This window comes from Enterobacter cloacae complex sp. 370H10 (assembly GCF_050031535.1).
Taxonomy (GTDB): Bacteria; Pseudomonadota; Gammaproteobacteria; order Enterobacterales; family Enterobacteriaceae; genus Enterobacter; species Enterobacter intestinihominis.
Genome location: NZ_JBLGWG010000001.1, coordinates 2,123,536 through 2,137,526, shown reverse-complemented (window position 1 = coordinate 2,137,526; position 13,991 = coordinate 2,123,536). Strand labels below are relative to the sequence as shown.

23 protein-coding genes and 2 tRNA genes are annotated in these 13,991 nt (G+C 53.5%); all 25 read right to left on the bottom strand.

Going from position 1 to position 13,991, the window contains the following annotated elements; all coding sequences use genetic code 11:
- Positions 1-1,263 carry a hypothetical protein gene (locus ACQG2Q_RS10645; RefSeq protein WP_129318817.1) on the bottom strand — a complete coding sequence of 421 codons (1,263 nt, stop codon included), beginning with the start codon at positions 1,261-1,263 and terminating at the stop codon, positions 1-3.
- A 3-nt stretch (positions 1,264-1,266) separates the two neighbouring features.
- The gene (locus ACQG2Q_RS10640; RefSeq protein WP_129318861.1) at positions 1,267-2,196 is read right to left on the bottom strand and encodes a phage minor head protein; all 930 of its coding nucleotides are present in this window, start codon (positions 2,194-2,196) and stop codon (positions 1,267-1,269) included.
- Positions 2,177-3,502, bottom strand: a complete 1,326-nt coding sequence (locus ACQG2Q_RS10635) for an anti-CBASS protein Acb1 family protein (protein WP_426759145.1) — start codon at positions 3,500-3,502, stop codon at positions 2,177-2,179. The genes ACQG2Q_RS10640 and ACQG2Q_RS10635 overlap by 20 nt, the downstream gene beginning before the upstream one ends.
- A complete protein-coding gene (locus tag ACQG2Q_RS10630) occupies positions 3,499-4,032 on the bottom strand; it encodes an HNH endonuclease (protein ID WP_017383020.1) in 534 nt (177 codons plus the stop codon). Before ACQG2Q_RS10630 ends, ACQG2Q_RS10635 begins: the two co-directional genes overlap by 4 nt.
- Positions 4,033-4,087: 55 nt before the next feature.
- The gene (locus ACQG2Q_RS10625) at positions 4,088-4,261 is read right to left on the bottom strand and encodes a hypothetical protein (protein ID WP_017383021.1); all 174 of its coding nucleotides are present in this window, start codon (positions 4,259-4,261) and stop codon (positions 4,088-4,090) included.
- A 62-nt stretch (positions 4,262-4,323) separates the two neighbouring features.
- On the bottom strand, positions 4,324-5,571 hold the full coding sequence (locus tag ACQG2Q_RS10620; RefSeq protein WP_426759143.1) for a PBSX family phage terminase large subunit: 1,248 nt from the start codon (positions 5,569-5,571) through the stop codon (positions 4,324-4,326).
- Positions 5,568-6,023, bottom strand: coding sequence for a DUF2280 domain-containing protein (locus ACQG2Q_RS10615; protein WP_062728764.1), 456 nt, complete (start codon positions 6,021-6,023; stop codon positions 5,568-5,570). Before ACQG2Q_RS10615 ends, ACQG2Q_RS10620 begins: the two co-directional genes overlap by 4 nt.
- A 30-nt stretch (positions 6,024-6,053) precedes the next feature.
- Positions 6,054-6,692, bottom strand: coding sequence for a putative metallopeptidase (locus ACQG2Q_RS10610; protein WP_426759142.1), 639 nt, complete (start codon positions 6,690-6,692; stop codon positions 6,054-6,056).
- 166 nt (positions 6,693-6,858) lie between these two features.
- Positions 6,859-7,077 carry a hypothetical protein gene (locus ACQG2Q_RS10605; RefSeq protein WP_426759141.1) on the bottom strand — a complete coding sequence of 73 codons (219 nt, stop codon included), beginning with the start codon at positions 7,075-7,077 and terminating at the stop codon, positions 6,859-6,861.
- Positions 7,078-7,176: 99 nt separating this feature from the next.
- Positions 7,177-7,608 carry a hypothetical protein gene (locus ACQG2Q_RS10600; RefSeq protein ID WP_032105120.1) on the bottom strand — a complete coding sequence of 144 codons (432 nt, stop codon included), beginning with the start codon at positions 7,606-7,608 and terminating at the stop codon, positions 7,177-7,179.
- 141 nt (positions 7,609-7,749) lie between these two features.
- Positions 7,750-8,208 carry a lysis protein gene (locus ACQG2Q_RS10595; protein ID WP_426759279.1) on the bottom strand — a complete coding sequence of 153 codons (459 nt, stop codon included), beginning with the start codon at positions 8,206-8,208 and terminating at the stop codon, positions 7,750-7,752.
- An 8-nt stretch (positions 8,209-8,216) separates the two neighbouring features.
- Positions 8,217-8,657 carry a lysozyme gene (locus tag ACQG2Q_RS10590; protein WP_426759140.1) on the bottom strand — a complete coding sequence of 147 codons (441 nt, stop codon included), beginning with the start codon at positions 8,655-8,657 and terminating at the stop codon, positions 8,217-8,219.
- A complete protein-coding gene (locus ACQG2Q_RS10585; protein WP_047361835.1) occupies positions 8,644-8,985 on the bottom strand; it encodes a phage holin, lambda family in 342 nt (113 codons plus the stop codon). The genes ACQG2Q_RS10590 and ACQG2Q_RS10585 overlap by 14 nt, the downstream gene beginning before the upstream one ends.
- A gap of 188 nt (positions 8,986-9,173) precedes the next feature.
- Positions 9,174-9,248: transfer RNA gene (locus tag ACQG2Q_RS10580), tRNA-Thr, on the bottom strand.
- Between the two features lie 5 nt (positions 9,249-9,253).
- A tRNA-Asn gene (locus ACQG2Q_RS10575) sits at positions 9,254-9,328 on the bottom strand.
- A 97-nt stretch (positions 9,329-9,425) separates the two neighbouring features.
- Positions 9,426-9,923, bottom strand: coding sequence for an antiterminator Q family protein (locus ACQG2Q_RS10570; RefSeq protein ID WP_063617969.1), 498 nt, complete (start codon positions 9,921-9,923; stop codon positions 9,426-9,428).
- Positions 9,923-10,039 carry a hypothetical protein gene (locus ACQG2Q_RS10565; RefSeq protein ID WP_000196300.1) on the bottom strand — a complete coding sequence of 39 codons (117 nt, stop codon included), beginning with the start codon at positions 10,037-10,039 and terminating at the stop codon, positions 9,923-9,925. The genes ACQG2Q_RS10570 and ACQG2Q_RS10565 overlap by 1 nt, the downstream gene beginning before the upstream one ends.
- The gene (locus ACQG2Q_RS10560; protein ID WP_021571188.1) at positions 10,036-10,395 is read right to left on the bottom strand and encodes a RusA family crossover junction endodeoxyribonuclease; all 360 of its coding nucleotides are present in this window, start codon (positions 10,393-10,395) and stop codon (positions 10,036-10,038) included. Before ACQG2Q_RS10560 ends, ACQG2Q_RS10565 begins: the two co-directional genes overlap by 4 nt.
- A complete protein-coding gene (locus ACQG2Q_RS10555; RefSeq protein ID WP_000048136.1) occupies positions 10,392-10,676 on the bottom strand; it encodes a hypothetical protein in 285 nt (94 codons plus the stop codon). The genes ACQG2Q_RS10560 and ACQG2Q_RS10555 overlap by 4 nt, the downstream gene beginning before the upstream one ends.
- A complete protein-coding gene (locus ACQG2Q_RS10550) occupies positions 10,669-11,337 on the bottom strand; it encodes a serine/threonine protein phosphatase (RefSeq protein WP_054829860.1) in 669 nt (222 codons plus the stop codon). Before ACQG2Q_RS10550 ends, ACQG2Q_RS10555 begins: the two co-directional genes overlap by 8 nt.
- A complete protein-coding gene (locus ACQG2Q_RS10545) occupies positions 11,334-11,504 on the bottom strand; it encodes a NinE family protein (protein ID WP_000106777.1) in 171 nt (56 codons plus the stop codon). Before ACQG2Q_RS10545 ends, ACQG2Q_RS10550 begins: the two co-directional genes overlap by 4 nt.
- Complete coding sequence (locus ACQG2Q_RS10540; RefSeq protein ID WP_063613861.1) at positions 11,504-11,959, bottom strand: YbcN family protein; 456 nt, start codon at positions 11,957-11,959, stop codon at positions 11,504-11,506. Before ACQG2Q_RS10540 ends, ACQG2Q_RS10545 begins: the two co-directional genes overlap by 1 nt.
- A gap of 482 nt (positions 11,960-12,441) precedes the next feature.
- On the bottom strand, positions 12,442-13,497 hold the full coding sequence (locus ACQG2Q_RS10535; protein WP_426759139.1) for an ead/Ea22-like family protein: 1,056 nt from the start codon (positions 13,495-13,497) through the stop codon (positions 12,442-12,444).
- Complete coding sequence (locus ACQG2Q_RS10530; RefSeq protein WP_001514170.1) at positions 13,494-13,691, bottom strand: hypothetical protein; 198 nt, start codon at positions 13,689-13,691, stop codon at positions 13,494-13,496. The genes ACQG2Q_RS10535 and ACQG2Q_RS10530 overlap by 4 nt, the downstream gene beginning before the upstream one ends.
- Positions 13,688-13,987: a hypothetical protein gene (locus ACQG2Q_RS10525; RefSeq protein WP_058689302.1), complete on the bottom strand. Its 300-nt coding sequence runs from the start codon at positions 13,985-13,987 to the stop codon at positions 13,688-13,690. The genes ACQG2Q_RS10530 and ACQG2Q_RS10525 overlap by 4 nt, the downstream gene beginning before the upstream one ends.
- Positions 13,988-13,991 lie beyond the last annotated feature (4 nt).

The window sequence follows — 13,991 nt, the reverse complement described above, 5'->3', positions numbered from 1 at the left end:
TTATTTGAAATATTCGTCAGGGTTCGGCGCACCGGCTTCTTTCTGCTGTTGCGCAGAGTTGGTGCCCAGCGGCGCGGATTCACCAATTGTTTTAAACATCGCATCCAGCGCTTCGCCAGACAGGGCGTTAGCCACAATCTCGCCGTGAACTTTTGCCACCGCTTCGCGCTTTGTTTTCTCTTCGGCGCGAGAGTTGGCAGTCAGGGTTTCCGCGATTTGCTTCTGATTGGCCTGCAGCGCATCAACCTTTTCCGCGAGAGGCTTAATTGCCGCTTCTGTATTGGTCGCAACAGCCTGGCCGATCATGCTGCCGATTTGTTCCAGTTCTTCTTTGGTTAAAGGCATGTCGCCCTCCGTTTTGTGGTTTGGTGCAGGCTGTTCCTGCGGTGTGAAAAATGATTTGAGCTTGTTGACGACAGCAACCCATGAACTCTGGCGCTGAACCTCTGTCCCGGTATCATCAAAGACAATCTTTCCGCCTTCAGACTTGTATCCGTAAACCTTCGGCTCGCCATTGTTGAGCATGATTACCGCTTGCGAGTCAGTGAAGTCAGCTACCCAGGCGTATTCTTTCTCGCCGGGAGCGAATTTATCTTTCGCTGCCTTCTCCAGCCTCTGCTCACGCTCGCGATAGGTTTCCCCCACCAGAGCGCCGGAATTAGCTTTCAGTGGAGTGGCAAGGTCAGCATTCACCATCATCCCCACCCCCTGCTCTGGCGTAGCTGCGCCAACCTCATCCAGAAGGATGGCGTCATGGTCCATCGCGTGAATTTTCGCAACCCATGAAGCCCCCTGAGCTTTCTGCTCATCGTTCGCTTCAAGCTCCTCAAGGAATACGGCAACGCTGGTATGGATTGGCGGAACATCCTCGCCTTTCTCCAGCGCTTCAAGACGCTCAAGGAGGCGCTTTCCGTCATCCGTGCGCTTTGCCACTTCTGTGTCGATCCACTTCTCGACGTAGACGCGGTTGCCGGATTTCTTGACGTTTTTGTTCCATGCCCCTACATAACCCACATTCAGCCCCTCAGGACTAAAAGCAGAAACAAACTGACCGTTGACCTGTGGGTGTCCAAGCGGTGCCAGCGTCCCCTCCAGGCCACTGTAGTGCTGGTCAATCTCACTGGCCGGATACAGACCGCCGTTCATGACCACGTTCGCCGGAAGGGTGTAGGAAGGAACAACCCAGTGCTCGCGTCCGTTGTGCTGTTCGCGCCGGATGGCCTTACTGTTCACCTTCGAGGTGACATTAACTTGCATTGACATGAGTTAACCCTTAGCCCATTGGTAGCCACGGGCTTTCATTGTGTTAAATGTTTTCTGAGCTTTATCGATGATGGTGTCACTTAACGGCTTGCCGCTTTCATCGACCATAACCGCGATCGTGGAGCATTTGCAGTTCACTCCGTTTGCATCCTTAGCCCACCACTCCCGCTGCTCTTCTGCGGTATACAGATGGGCGTGACGCGCAGCATGGGTGCTTCGGGTCGTCGGGCTGAGCGCTGATATGTGCATCTGCTTTGTACGGATGCCATATCGTTCTCTGGCTTCGTCGTCTTCGTCCAGGCGCGCACGGCGCAGCGCGGTGGTAATCTCCGTCCGGGCAATACGATTAGCCCGGCGAGACTCAATTCCCGTCTGCTCAGTAAGGCGCTTAGCTATCTCCATTGGATTTTGTCCGCGCCCAAGTCCATCGGTCAGTATCCGCGCCATATCTGCTTTCACACTGGCGCTGAGGTTCTTCATTTCCTCGAAGGTGCGAGCGCGAACCAGAATCAGCCTGCGTCGGTACGGTTCGCTGAGAAGGATTGTCGATACGCTTTCCTGTCCGGCAGCGTACACTGCTGACTGCTGCGCCAGATTGGCAAACTCCTGCGCCGTCCCGCGCTGATAAGCCGGGTTAACGTATTCAGTCCAGAACCAGAACCCCGTCTCGTTATCCGCACCCAATATCTCATCCACCAGCAATGAGGCATTGCTGAGGAGCATTGATAGCTGGGTGGAATCGAGGTCGAAGGTGTAACGCTGGTTTACTGATGGCGATGCAGGAATGCGGTCGAGAATGCCCTTGTACGCCGTGCCAATTCGCTTCATTCGCCTGGCGAACTCGCTCATTGCCCCGCGCTCAAGTCGGTCGGCACCCGTCGGGTCTTTAAGGTTTCCCGGAAGTATCGGTGACTTAGCTTTCCTCTTCGTCATCATCTACCTCTGGAAGTGGTTCGGGCGAACCCTCATACCCGGCGGCCACGCGAATTTCTTCACCAGTAAACACCTGCTCACCCGTGCCGATGGAAGCGCTGTTGATTTGCGACATCTTCTGAGCGGCATCCAGTTTTTCACTGTCGCTTTGCGCGTTGAGGTCGTCCCAGATAACGGTCTTCTGACTAACTGGATCGAGGATGTTTAATTCGATCAGCTTGTCGCAGAAGTCCTCAACCTCGAATGACAGGTCGCCACGGCGAGACTGGCAGCGAGTATTGAAGTATTTCTGGTCTTCGGTGCTGGAGCGCTCGGCCTGCTGATTACCAACAAGGATGCGCGTCGGGATGTCCACGCCGGCAGCTGCCGTCTGGAGGTTAACGTTGTAGGTTGCCGTAGGGTCTGCCACGGTAGTGACAAGCGGCGTAACCGTCGCGCCCTGCGTTGTCATCAGGACATCGTTACCACGGTTAATTTCGCCAGCAACTTCGTTGAACTTGTCCTGCAATTCGTCAATGCTCACACCGTAAAGTGACGCGAGATTATTGAAGTCGATTTCTTTTTCGAAGTTAACGTTGAGCTGACGAGCGGCGTTCTTCAGGAATGACTCACCTGAACCACCCTCCACCTTCTCCAGACTCACAAACGCGTTATATGCTGGCTCCAGGAAGCCAATGGCATCTTCCGAGTAATCGCCAAGGATGAATACCCGATCCGGGTGGATGTTGACACGGCGACTTGAACCATTCGGCAGGCGTTCAGCGTACTGCCACATCTTCGGCTGTCCGTAGGTTTTCGAGTTCAGGCCAGTGTCCCAATCACCAACTGTCAGAGAGCCTGCCCATGCGACAGTAACCTTCTGGAGCATCTTGCCTTTCGTTACAGGCTGATCCCAGGCGAGGGAGTCATTAACATGCAGAAGGATGCCAGCATAACGACCGACAAGACGGCGGCGATCAGCGTCTGCGAACGAGCGCCAGAACCGGTTATTGAATACCTGCTTTGACTTGTTTTCCCAGGCGGTTTCATTTTCGCTCTCGTCTGCATCGTCACCCTCGATGATTTCCGGGTTCGTCTGCCAGCACTTGCCTACAAGCTTCTCTACGGCGCCGTGGGCAATACCTCCGCGCCGGTACAGGGCGTAGAGGTTTTCGTAGGTTACCTGCTCAGGGAATCCATATTCGCACCATGCGGAATGACGCTTATTGTCCAGCCCCATTGTAGGCGCCATCAGCCCCATACGGGCGCGAGCCATCCGCGCATCGTTAAGAGCGTGATTTACCGCAAGTGTTAATTTATCACTCATTCGTGCCTCGCAAATTCGCCATGAAGACTCTCCCTCATCTCAATTAGCCAGGCCTCAACTACGCCTCTAGATGTAGAGAACTTGCGGTGGATTTTTCCGTTATCCCAAATTCGCCCCTGCCACCCGCAGTTTTTTGAGTGCCACGAAAGCCCCTTAACGCCGGATGAGTTATCTTTCCGAAGTGGGGTATTCTTTAGGTTTTCTGCTCTCGTTGCTGGGCGAAGGTTTTCGAGTTTGTTATTGGTGGTATTGCCGTCTTTGTGGTCGACATCAACCGATGACCCAAGCGCGCCATGCATCAATACCCATACCACTCTATGGGCAAGATACTTTTTCTTATTGATGGTGACGTAGTAGTAACCACGCGCGCCGTTGTAGCTTCCAGCATGGTCTCCGGCTTTAACTCTCCCAGAGCTTTTTATCCACACCAGGCCAGTTGGACTTAAAGGGCTGTATGCAACACACTCCCGGATTTTATGTATGTCTAAGCCCCCGTTATCACCAACGGCGAGAGTTAATTTGTCAGTCATGATTTATCCGTTGGTGGAGTTAAGGCATGAAAAAGGCCACCGAAGTGGCCTGAACTTATTGGTAGCTTTTCAACTTTATCGTATCGCCCTTAAATTGCTTCTGAAGCGCCTCTAGCAGAGCTGATTCTGTCTTCCCATTAGCAAGAACATCGTTTAGCTTTACCTGATTGCCAACCGTTGAACCCTTCGCGATACGCTGGAAAATGACGTTTTTGAAATGATGCTGCATAACTATCTCCTTGTAAGTACATCATTAATAAATAACGTCAATTCTTGGTGAATCTTTAATTTTTAACGCAACCTTTTGGGGATCATCATTCCGGCCATCTGCCCCTTACGCTTGATATGTCCGTCGAGGCTGTAGCGAATACCGTCCCAGCAGTGTTCATAGCCGTCGGCGAGTTTAGGCAAAACCTCGCCAGTAATGCGGTCCGTTTTGTACGACCACATGCGGGCCTCACGCGCTACGTTCTTGCAGCGCGGATGGATAATGATTTCGTCGAATCCACGAAGGTGTGCGATGCCGTCCTCAACGCTCCCCTGCCATTTCTCGGCAGCTGAGATGTTGAAGCCCTGCCGCTTGAGATAGCTGATCGTCTCGGGTCGAGCGGAGTCGGCCTTGATGGGCCAGTCACGCGATCCGGGAATGGTGTCGTATAACTCTGCCATGTGGTCGAGCTCTGTCTGCTGACCGTATGCCTCGTATTCGATGTACAGCCGGTTGTGCAGGATGAACGAACGCACCAGAGTGTTCGGGTCTTTAGCGAAACCGAAGTCAGCTCCGAAGAACAGGCGCTCAGCTTCTTTCCAGAGTTGGCCCGAGAACTCAGCAACCCGGTATTTTCCGGCCAGCACCTGCTTATCAGAGTTTTCGAGGTAAGCGCCTTCCCACACCCATGCGTATGTCGCCGGGTCGAGGCGGCGCTGATCGTTCTGTCGCTCACCTTCAAGCACGTCAGGGAACCACGGGTTATCCGTATAGTTCATCTCAACGGTAATGCAGTCGTCGCCGGCTTCTTTGCGGAAACGCTTATCCGTGGCGCTACCGTCGCGCTCCGGGTTCCACGTCACCCAAATCTCTGAACCTTCCTCACGAACCGTCGGGCTCAGCTTCTGCCAGGCTATTTCGCTGACTGATTCAGCCTCATCAACCCAGCAAAGCAGGATGCGAGCTTTCGACTTGATGCTGTCGAGGTTATGCCGCAGACCGCAGAACACGTAGTTAACGCTCTTGTCGATGGTTCGAATGTACTTTTCGCCGATATCAAAGTTGGCTGCCAGCCAGGGGACAGACAGGATCGCCTGTTTCACCTCCTGCATGCTCGACTCTTCCAGAGAGTTCATGAATTCACGCGCGCAGAGCACCACGCCGCTTTCACCGTTCATCATCGACTGATACGCCTTTACGGCAGTCATCAGGGCAAATGTGCGCGTCTTGGCGCTGCCACGTCCACCGTGCGAGCATCGATAACGCTTATTCACGGCGGTGAACAGTGGCGCAAGCTTCGCGGGGATCGGCAATTGAACGGCTTCACTCATGATTTCGGCTCAACAGGTAGTAACTGGATGATTGTCGGCTGCGGAGTCATGCTTCCATCAGGGCTTGTATGCTCGACTTTCTGGCGATTTGTGTAGGCATCGCCCATTTCTTTGGCGGCCTGCTCGATAAGCTGCGAGGTCATGCCGTAGTTCTTCATCTTTTCAGCGTTGGTCGCCATTCGGTCGAGAACGCGCAACCGGTACGCTTTATTTGCGATCGGGATGTCGGCGATCTCATTCTGGAATCGTTTACGGGTGGCGTTGAAAAGGTCAATCCACTTCTGGCTCAACTTGGCCGCCATTGCGTTGCCTGGCGTATATTGCGACACCTGCTGTCTTGAGACATCAATGCCGTATTCAGCCTTTACAAGCTCAATGACTTTTACCGGGGTCTCGTAGCAGGCCAGTGACTGAACGATGAAGGCTTTAACCTCTGTCGATAATGCTGCCATCGGTTACCTCCATGACAATCCTAATAAAGTCTATGCCAGCTTCAACATGCATGTCCCGCATGACCTGGCTATATCGATGTGAGCCACTTCTGCTGGCGCATTGGCCGCATCAACGAGCTCCTGTACTTCTTTGCTGGCACCGTATCGACGTACGACACCAGTGAATTCTTCGACGTCGTGGCCACGCAGTGTTAGCACTGGCTGCCCGGTCTCTTTGGTGAATTTAGGCGCGCCGAAATCATCGGTGGCCTGGGCAATGTGGTAAAGCTCATGCTCTACCAGTGCGCAGAACTCGAGGTCACTGCATTGTGAGCAGTAATCGGCCGCCAGCGTGATGATGAACTTCGGGATTCGACCGAACCATTCATGCATCTGCTGTTCCATTCTGGCTTTCTGCCATCCACCGGCGCGGAGCATGACCTGTTCAGCCTGACCGAGAACATAGCGCCCTTTCTTCGCGAATGAGTCAGACGCCCACATGAAGCAGAGGTCAGCCTCAGCCAGGTGTTCGTGGTCAGGGTTATGGATGCTTCCGGTATTGCTGAGGATTTGGCGGTTTATCCACTCATGTACTTCATTGGCGGGGATCAGCCTGGTGTATGGCTGCCAGTTATCGGAGGCGATGAAGTTTACTGGCGGGTATGGCCTGCGCTCGTCATCGTTAACCATGGGTTACTCCGTTTTGTATTTTACCGGCTCCGCCTTCACCTTCTGGCTGATGCCGCGCTTTACGATGAACTCAGCCACCTTTTTGTAATCTGGCTCGCAACGCAACATCATGCAGAACAGTGTCAGCGTCCTGAGATAGACAGGAACCCACCACCTGCTTTTGATTTCAACTGACAGTCTGCACGTCTCCATTGGTTTCTTCCTCGGCAGCTACTGGCGTGAACTCCACTCGCTTTACATCGGCAGGAGCGAAATACAGCCACTGGCCCGTTTCCGTCGCCAGCGGCACAAAGCCGTTAACCAACTCTGGCTGACGTCGTGACATCTTGCCTGTGTATTCGCCGCCGTCGTTCGTAGTCAGCTTGATGATGTAGATATCGGACATTGAGAGCCTCTTTATCCGCTTGTGGGGATATTTGGTTGATTATCCTCTACTGGGGATATCCATTATCGAAGCCCCTCAGTGAAGGGCTTCTGTAATGACTTACAACTTAACGATGTGGCCTGTCAGTTCTTCGAACTTGTCTCTTCCTACCGAATTGAGCAGCGTTACAAAGCCACATGCCAGGATGTAAAACAGCGACGTGAATACCCATCCGGAGTAAGACAGCATTACGAAGATGGCCGCCATAGTCACAAGTCCAATGAGCCTTCTGATCGCGCCCTTGCGTTTGTAATAGTCCTTTAGAGGGATTAACAGCTTGGCGCGTTCCATTGGGTCGCTCTCTTTCCCTGCCATGAATACCGCCACAAGGAACAGAGGCGAAATGAAGCAGGCAAGCGCAATGATTGCCCAATATGCCGCCACGACGATGCTCATCAGTGAATGGTCGCCCTGTAACGTCGCGTAGACCAGCAGACCAAACAGCCCCCAGACCAGCACAAATACAAAAGCAGCAGTCATCAACTTCTTCATATTTCACCTATAAGTTGCGAGCCTGTTCGCATAGATAAGCCGCCCCGAGAGATAACGATTTATCTCAGGCTCGCTTCCTATAGGCTCTCGGTTGGTAATGCGCTGCGATGCGCATAAAAAAGCCCCGCACATGCGAGGCTGTTATTTGAGGCACTGTTCTTTGATGTAGTCCTGCAGATAACCGACCTGCTTCGTCACTGTGGCGATTCGCTCTCTGAGGGTGAAATAATCCCGTTCAGCGGAGTCATTAAGTCGGGGGCTGGAAGCATCGCCCAGGCTGCCGGTGCTGGTCGTTCCGTTCGCGGGACATCTGGCGTTGACGTGCAGCCCACACTTGCCATCGCGAACACAACGCTGCAGATCATCAAGCTGCTTTTTCGCATCAGCTAAATCCTTCGTATACTTGGCATCCAGCGCAGCGACATCTCGCTGGCGCACCTGCATGTCTTTGATGGTGGCGTTAGCCAGGTTGAAATTCTTGGCGGCCTTATCGCGCTGGTCTTTGTAGGTGATGGCGTTGTCGCGATAGTGATTCACGAAGAACGCCAGCACTCCGATTAACGCCACCACACTCAGTTGCAGCCAGTAACGCTTTGCCAGCGCGCCAATCACGACAGGAACAGAGCGCGCTCTGCCTCGCGGCGACGGGTAAGCCCGCTAAGGACTTTGCCACCAGCTTTATTCCAGCGCAGGAACTCATCAGCAGCGCCAGCGTAATCCCCGGCGTTGAGTTTTCGCAGAAGAGTCGATGTCGACAAAGACCGGGCGCCGAGGTTATAGGTGAACGACACAAGGGCGTCGAATTGCCCCTGAGTCAGACTAGCTTTAACCAGGCGTGACACGTCACTTTCGTAGCTGACCAGTCCGGTTTTCAGCAGGCGCTCTGCTGTTTCCTGCTTAATCGTCATCCCTGCGCGTATAGGTTTACCGTCGACTGCCTGAGTCCAGCCATAGCCGATCGTCCACACCCCAACGCTGTCTTGGTACGCGGTGAGCTTGCAGCCTTCGAACTGCTTGATCAGGGCAATGCCTTTATCACTGATTTGCATCGCCGCCTCCAAAGCGAGAGTTAAACACCCGGGAAGCCATAACCTTAACCTGCTCTACCCCAACAAACCCGAGCGCGCCACCTATAGCAATAGACAGGGACTGCGGGAGATTGAAGTAATCAAGAGCTGACACAGCGGTAAGGGTTAGGGCTCCGCAGATTGCTCCTTCAAGAATCATTTTCTTCCAGCCGCCACCGCCGTAAGCGATTCGCATGGCGGCCATGACAACCGATAGCAATACGGCACCCATCGGCGTTTCGCCACGCCACCAACTGTGGAGTAGTTCGATAAACTCCGTCCAGGAGTGGGGATCGTTATGCATTTTCATAGTCTCTAACCTCCGGCTTAAAAGCGGGGGCTGTGTGTTTGAAAGGGGTCAGGCCCTCGGGACGATTTAACAAGTAGGCGTGTCGATGATGGTTCCCGGAGCCTGAAATAAAAAACCCGGCGACAGGCCGGGAATATGAGGGTGTGGCAATGTCTGCTCTACGGCCTAAGGTCCCAGGTGGTGGGTTCTGGTGCCGGGCAAAGGAATCGAACCTCTGACGCGCAGCTTACAAGGCTGCCGTTCTGCCACTGAACTAGACCGGCGAATTTGGCGGGACAGGAAGGATTCGAACCTTCGACCATTCGGTTAACAGCCGAACGCACAACCGATGTGCTTCTGACCCTGAAACGAAAAAGCCCCGCACGATGGCGGGGCTTGGTATTCATTCATGTCACACACAACAATGGCAACATATACGAATTAGTTTGCTCATTTGTTCATTAAATTGCAAGCACGTTGTGTGATTTATTTGCAATTTTCCTCACATTTTCGCGATCGTTAAACGCATTTTGAAGCGGTTGGTATAAACAGAACAATGAAGCATTGATGATTTGCTTCACCTCTCTACGGATTGTCGAGATGCTTGGGTGTTTGTACTGATTGCCGCCACGCGTCTTCATAAGGCGAGGCTTACTTACTGCATGCTGCCATGATGCAATTCGGATCTCGCTGGAGTTGCAGACGTAGTAGGCGAAGACAACCCGCCAGGCATTTTCATCCACATTCTTCAGGTAGTGGCGAATGACCGCATCAATGAGCATCCCATCGTCATCACTACATACTGGCCGAGATGCTTGCTGGGGCTCAACTGTGGCCATAAACCTTGCAATCATGTTGATCATCGCCTTATCAATCTTTCCGGTCTGGCACCATGCGCCCCACAACTGGAGCCACTGGTCTACCCATTGATGCTGGTCGTTGGTTAATTCCAGTTTCATTATGCGGCTTCCTTCTGTGGCTGGTTGGTTTTGGTCTGGCTGTGCTTTGCTATTGGCGGCAGGTTGGCGCGCTTAACGCTTTCGGCCTGATATCGGGTTATCTCGTCTCTGGTCACGGTGCGCACTCCCCGATAATGATCTGCCCCTTCTCTCCCCAGACCTTTGTGATGCGGCAATCCCAGATGTGAGCATCATCCTCATAAAGCGCATCCATCAGGGCTTTCAGCATGTTGTCGCAGTCTGGCTTGGCCTGGTGGGGCTTCCCGGCGAACTCCGCTCGTTTCTTCTTACTCCAGCTTGGTGGCATTGGTAGGACGAATGTCACATGTGATCCGGATTCAGGCATGGTCAACTTGCGCAGGCGGACCTCATCGCAAAAAGCGCGGTAACGCATTACAGGTGGACGCTGCTTCCACTTATCCGCGCGGGTCATGCGAGGCTTGCCGATTGGTGTGATGTCGTAGATTTTCATGCAGGCACCACCAAGCCACGACGGGCAATCTGAATAATGGTCAGGACGATGGCGCGATCCATTAACTGGCGGCGCTCGTCACGGCTAAGCCCCTTCCCGTTATCAATCTCTGAATGGCAGGTGACACAGATAGCGGCGGTGGCGCAGTCGTCTGTCTTCATGCCAATTCCCTTACCTTCATTGCGGTGTGCTACCTGTACGCCCCACGCTCCGCAAAGGACGCATTGCTCAATCTGGCCGACTGCGGCGAGCCACTTCTTGCTGCGGTAGGTTTTACTCATGGTCACCACCTTGCACCTGAACCAGCGTGAGGTTTCCGCAAAACACCGCTCCTGTGTCGATGTACATCTGGTTGGCATACTTCAGGGGCTGGCGCGCAGGGGTGTGGCCGAAGATAAACAGATCAGCACCGGCTATCGGCGAGACAATGCCGCCCTGAGCGTCGCTAACCCGCTCACGATTCCAGATGACCATGTCTTTCGGGACCGGCTTCTCGAACGCATATTCGTTATGCGGGTAGTCAGCGTGGCAAATTACGATTTTCCGATCGGAGGTAACCAGCTCGATGATGAGTGGTAACTCAGCTGCCTTGTGAACCAGAGCCTTAGCCAGCACTTCTTTGTCATAGTCGAGATTGAAGAACCAACCGCCACCGTTTACCAGCCAGTGATTGACGTTTCCATGCTCTGAAAGCCCATCAACCATCATCTGCTCATGGTTACCGCGCACTGCCCTGAACCACGGCATAGTAATCAGATCCAGGCACTCGACGTTTTCCGCGCCGCGGTCAACAAGGTCACCAACCGAGATCAGCAAATCACGCGCAGGGTCGAACGAAACCTTTTCGAGCTCATTCATCAGCAGCGTGTAGCACCCATGCAGATCGCCGACGACGAAGATATTGCGCCAGTCAGCGCCATTAATTCGTTGATACATGCTCATGCTGATTTTCTCCTCGCTGCGAGACGCAGCCATTTCTGATCCACCAGGCGGGCGGTGTAGTCTTTCAGGGTCGGGATATCGGACGGCTTAACCGCGGGCTTAGGCTTGCGGCGCGCCGGAACGCGAAAGATTTCGTTTGTGATGACGCGGGAAAGTGGAGTTGACATCAGGCCTCCTGCTTATCGCGCAGCACCTGGAATTCGCTGCTTTGAGGGATGGTCAGGACGAGACCGAATTGCGCACACCACCGCTCCACCTGACACATGAAGTGGTGCATATCGCCGGTATCAAGATCGGAGGTGTGGCGGAGCTGGCGTTCTACCGTTTTCTCCCCGGTAGTGAAGTCGGTGTATTCAACGTCTTCGTACCCGAGAAAGGTTTTTTTGAGGTTGCGCTTTACCCATTCCTTGGTGGCGTCAGTGCGGCCGGAAGCGATCAGGTATGCGCTGATCTCCTCGTACCAAACGTGGCTAAGGCTATTTTGCGAAAGGCTGCGTTTCTCACGCCACGGCTTGAGCTGAAGCCGGAAGCATTGCCCGTCATTCAGAAGTGGTTGAAGGTGCTGGTTGATAGCATTCAGGTTGCCACGATGCAGCTTGATGCCGTCTTTTGGGAGAATCATACGGCCTCCTTAACGGAAACCGCAGAATGCAGAAAATCGCAGGTGCCGATAAGCATCTGTGACAAGGTGAGGAGTTCAGATTGTGGTCGCATTTAAGTCCCCTTAAATGCGCAGAAGTCACCAACGGGTGTTCAGGCCGTCAGCAAAGAAAGTATGGACGGTTGATTCAACAAAATCAACTGAAGAGAAAGGCCTCCGAAGAGGCCTGTTTGTTATGCGTCGAATGGGTTAGGCATTATGCGATACCACTGTTGGCGACCTAAGTGGGCAGGCGACACCGATCGGATGCTTACCACTGCAGACAAAGCACCGCATCTCGCTAAGCACCTGAGGATGGGTAGTGATCGTCTGCGTAGGATTACCCTCGCTCAATGTATCCCGGAACGCGACCGCTACAACCTTCCCGCCCAAAGCTTCCATATGGGCATACACTGGCGGCTCCTTGCCGTCTTCGAACTCAATGACGAAAGTTAGCTTTCCCATCACGCCTCCTGCTGCGGTGCTGATGCGAGCATCCGCCGATAAACATCGTAAGTTCCGAACTGCTCGTCACCAGCCTCAAGCATTTCATGGGTGGGTTCTTCTGGCACCAGCACCCAACCATCCGGAATCACCGCTGACTTGAATGGCTTTCTGTCTTTTACCCAAGTAACCAGCGCTTGAATGTGCTTCTCATAGGTTGCCGCAAGCATTTCATCTGATTCTGGCGCTGCTATTCCAGCGTTGCTGAGCGCCAGGCGCAAACCATCCGGAATCACCGGAGAGTTGCCGTCTTGCGCCGGAGCGATGTAGTTTTGCTCCGGACAGCAATCGGATTGCGCTGGAGAGTTACCATTCTGAAGCATGGCTTCCTGAAAGCGTCCAAGCTCCACGTACTCCTGGCATGACCACCCGCCATCAATAAAATCGCGAGCTTCAACAGCGTCGAAAGTGAATGATGTTTCGCCGCCAGTTGGTGAGGTTAAGCCGTACAGGTCTGCTACCGGCTTAAATTGCGTGACTGGTATGGTACATTCATTCGTGAGGGTACCATCTGCACCCTGAAGTATGGCGGTGACAGCGTTGATAGCCTCAACTTGAGGCATCTCCATCATGCGATGATCGCTCGTTACTATGAATGGCTCAGAGTGCTTAAGCATGGCGGCGCGGCAGGCGTTCCAGCCGAGCGCGTAGTAATCATCAGAGGCTGACTTTTCGCCTTGAGAATGAATAGCATCAGGCACAGATACCGGCGCTGGCGGGGCGGCGCAATCACATGGAACGCTTATTGGCTCGCCCCAGGGTTGCGTACCGCCACTATCAGCCATGCCTGTGTCGTTGCATTTAGGGCATGGTCTGCCCTCAAGCGCATTCAGTAACGTACGGATCTCATGTTGTTGTGCTGCTATCATGGAATCTTTGGCTTCCAACTCATCTAGCAGTGCCAGCACGGTGGACGGGGTTAGAGCCTCATTGAATTCATCGCGATCATAACCCCAACTATCGGATTCTGCTCTCTCCGCCGCTTCACGCAGCTCCTGTTTGTTGATGTTGCTCATTGGGCGGCCTCCTGCATGGCTGGGTCTGCTGGTAAAGTCATGTGCGGCACCTCAATCAGTTCTGCCCGGGCATCAGCCGTGTTAAGCGCCATTAATGCGACGATTCGCTTCTGCTCAGGATCCATGCGCAAAGCCACCGTTTTACCGTTAAAATTGAAGAACACCGCAACGTTTTTGATATCTTCGATTTTCATACCCCTTCCCTCCACCAAACCATCAATACCCTTCTCATCGCCGGACTGTTGCGGCATTCCTGAAATATTCCGTTGGTGCAGCTGCGTGCGGTACCGGCCTGCTCTTCCTGCGTGGCCAGGCGATAAGTCACCGTTCGCCAGACCTTGCTCACCCGGATAATTTTTCGAGACTTTTCCAGATCGAGAGCGTTCTTCGTGATGCAGTTGATGGTCATGCCGCACTCTGTGGCCACATCCTTCGCGGTGAAGGTCCTGTGCGTTTCGAGATAACGCAGAATTGCCTGTTTGCCTTTCATCGTC

What these genes read in the sequence shown, in the direction of transcription:
- ACQG2Q_RS10630 (WP_017383020.1), bottom strand. Translation starts at nt 4,032, where the DNA reads ATGACTGACAAATTAACTCTCGCCGTTGGTGATAACGGGGGCTTAGAC.
- ACQG2Q_RS10570 (WP_063617969.1), bottom strand. Translation starts at nt 9,923, where the DNA reads ATGAAACTGGAATTAACCAACGACCAGCATCAATGGGTAGACCAGTGG.
- ACQG2Q_RS10560 (WP_021571188.1), bottom strand. Translation starts at nt 10,395, where the DNA reads ATGAAAATCTACGACATCACACCAATCGGCAAGCCTCGCATGACCCGC.
- ACQG2Q_RS10530 (WP_001514170.1), bottom strand. Translation starts at nt 13,691, where the DNA reads ATGAAAATCGAAGATATCAAAAACGTTGCGGTGTTCTTCAATTTTAAC.
- ACQG2Q_RS10585 (WP_047361835.1), bottom strand. Translation starts at nt 8,985, where the DNA reads ATGAAAATGCATAACGATCCCCACTCCTGGACGGAGTTTATCGAACTA.
- ACQG2Q_RS10625 (WP_017383021.1), bottom strand. Translation starts at nt 4,261, where the DNA reads ATGCAGCATCATTTCAAAAACGTCATTTTCCAGCGTATCGCGAAGGGT.
- ACQG2Q_RS10600 (WP_032105120.1), bottom strand. Translation starts at nt 7,608, where the DNA reads ATGAAGAAGTTGATGACTGCTGCTTTTGTATTTGTGCTGGTCTGGGGG.
- ACQG2Q_RS10635 (WP_426759145.1), bottom strand. Translation starts at nt 3,502, where the DNA reads ATGAGTGATAAATTAACACTTGCGGTAAATCACGCTCTTAACGATGCG.
- ACQG2Q_RS10615 (WP_062728764.1), bottom strand. Translation starts at nt 6,023, where the DNA reads ATGGCAGCATTATCGACAGAGGTTAAAGCCTTCATCGTTCAGTCACTG.
- ACQG2Q_RS10620 (WP_426759143.1), bottom strand. Translation starts at nt 5,571, where the DNA reads ATGAGTGAAGCCGTTCAATTGCCGATCCCCGCGAAGCTTGCGCCACTG.
- ACQG2Q_RS10645 (WP_129318817.1), bottom strand. Translation starts at nt 1,263, where the DNA reads ATGTCAATGCAAGTTAATGTCACCTCGAAGGTGAACAGTAAGGCCATC.
- ACQG2Q_RS10550 (WP_054829860.1), bottom strand. Translation starts at nt 11,337, where the DNA reads ATGAGCATGTATCAACGAATTAATGGCGCTGACTGGCGCAATATCTTC.
- ACQG2Q_RS10535 (WP_426759139.1), bottom strand. Translation starts at nt 13,497, where the DNA reads ATGAGCAACATCAACAAACAGGAGCTGCGTGAAGCGGCGGAGAGAGCA.
- ACQG2Q_RS10555 (WP_000048136.1), bottom strand. Translation starts at nt 10,676, where the DNA reads ATGAGTAAAACCTACCGCAGCAAGAAGTGGCTCGCCGCAGTCGGCCAG.
- ACQG2Q_RS10640 (WP_129318861.1), bottom strand. Translation starts at nt 2,196, where the DNA reads ATGACGAAGAGGAAAGCTAAGTCACCGATACTTCCGGGAAACCTTAAA.
- ACQG2Q_RS10590 (WP_426759140.1), bottom strand. Translation starts at nt 8,657, where the DNA reads ATGCAAATCAGTGATAAAGGCATTGCCCTGATCAAGCAGTTCGAAGGC.
- ACQG2Q_RS10545 (WP_000106777.1), bottom strand. Translation starts at nt 11,504, where the DNA reads ATGTCAACTCCACTTTCCCGCGTCATCACAAACGAAATCTTTCGCGTT.
- ACQG2Q_RS10540 (WP_063613861.1), bottom strand. Translation starts at nt 11,959, where the DNA reads ATGATTCTCCCAAAAGACGGCATCAAGCTGCATCGTGGCAACCTGAAT.
- ACQG2Q_RS10525 (WP_058689302.1), bottom strand. Translation starts at nt 13,987, where the DNA reads ATGAAAGGCAAACAGGCAATTCTGCGTTATCTCGAAACGCACAGGACC.
- ACQG2Q_RS10610 (WP_426759142.1), bottom strand. Translation starts at nt 6,692, where the DNA reads ATGGTTAACGATGACGAGCGCAGGCCATACCCGCCAGTAAACTTCATC.
- ACQG2Q_RS10605 (WP_426759141.1), bottom strand. Translation starts at nt 7,077, where the DNA reads ATGTCCGATATCTACATCATCAAGCTGACTACGAACGACGGCGGCGAA.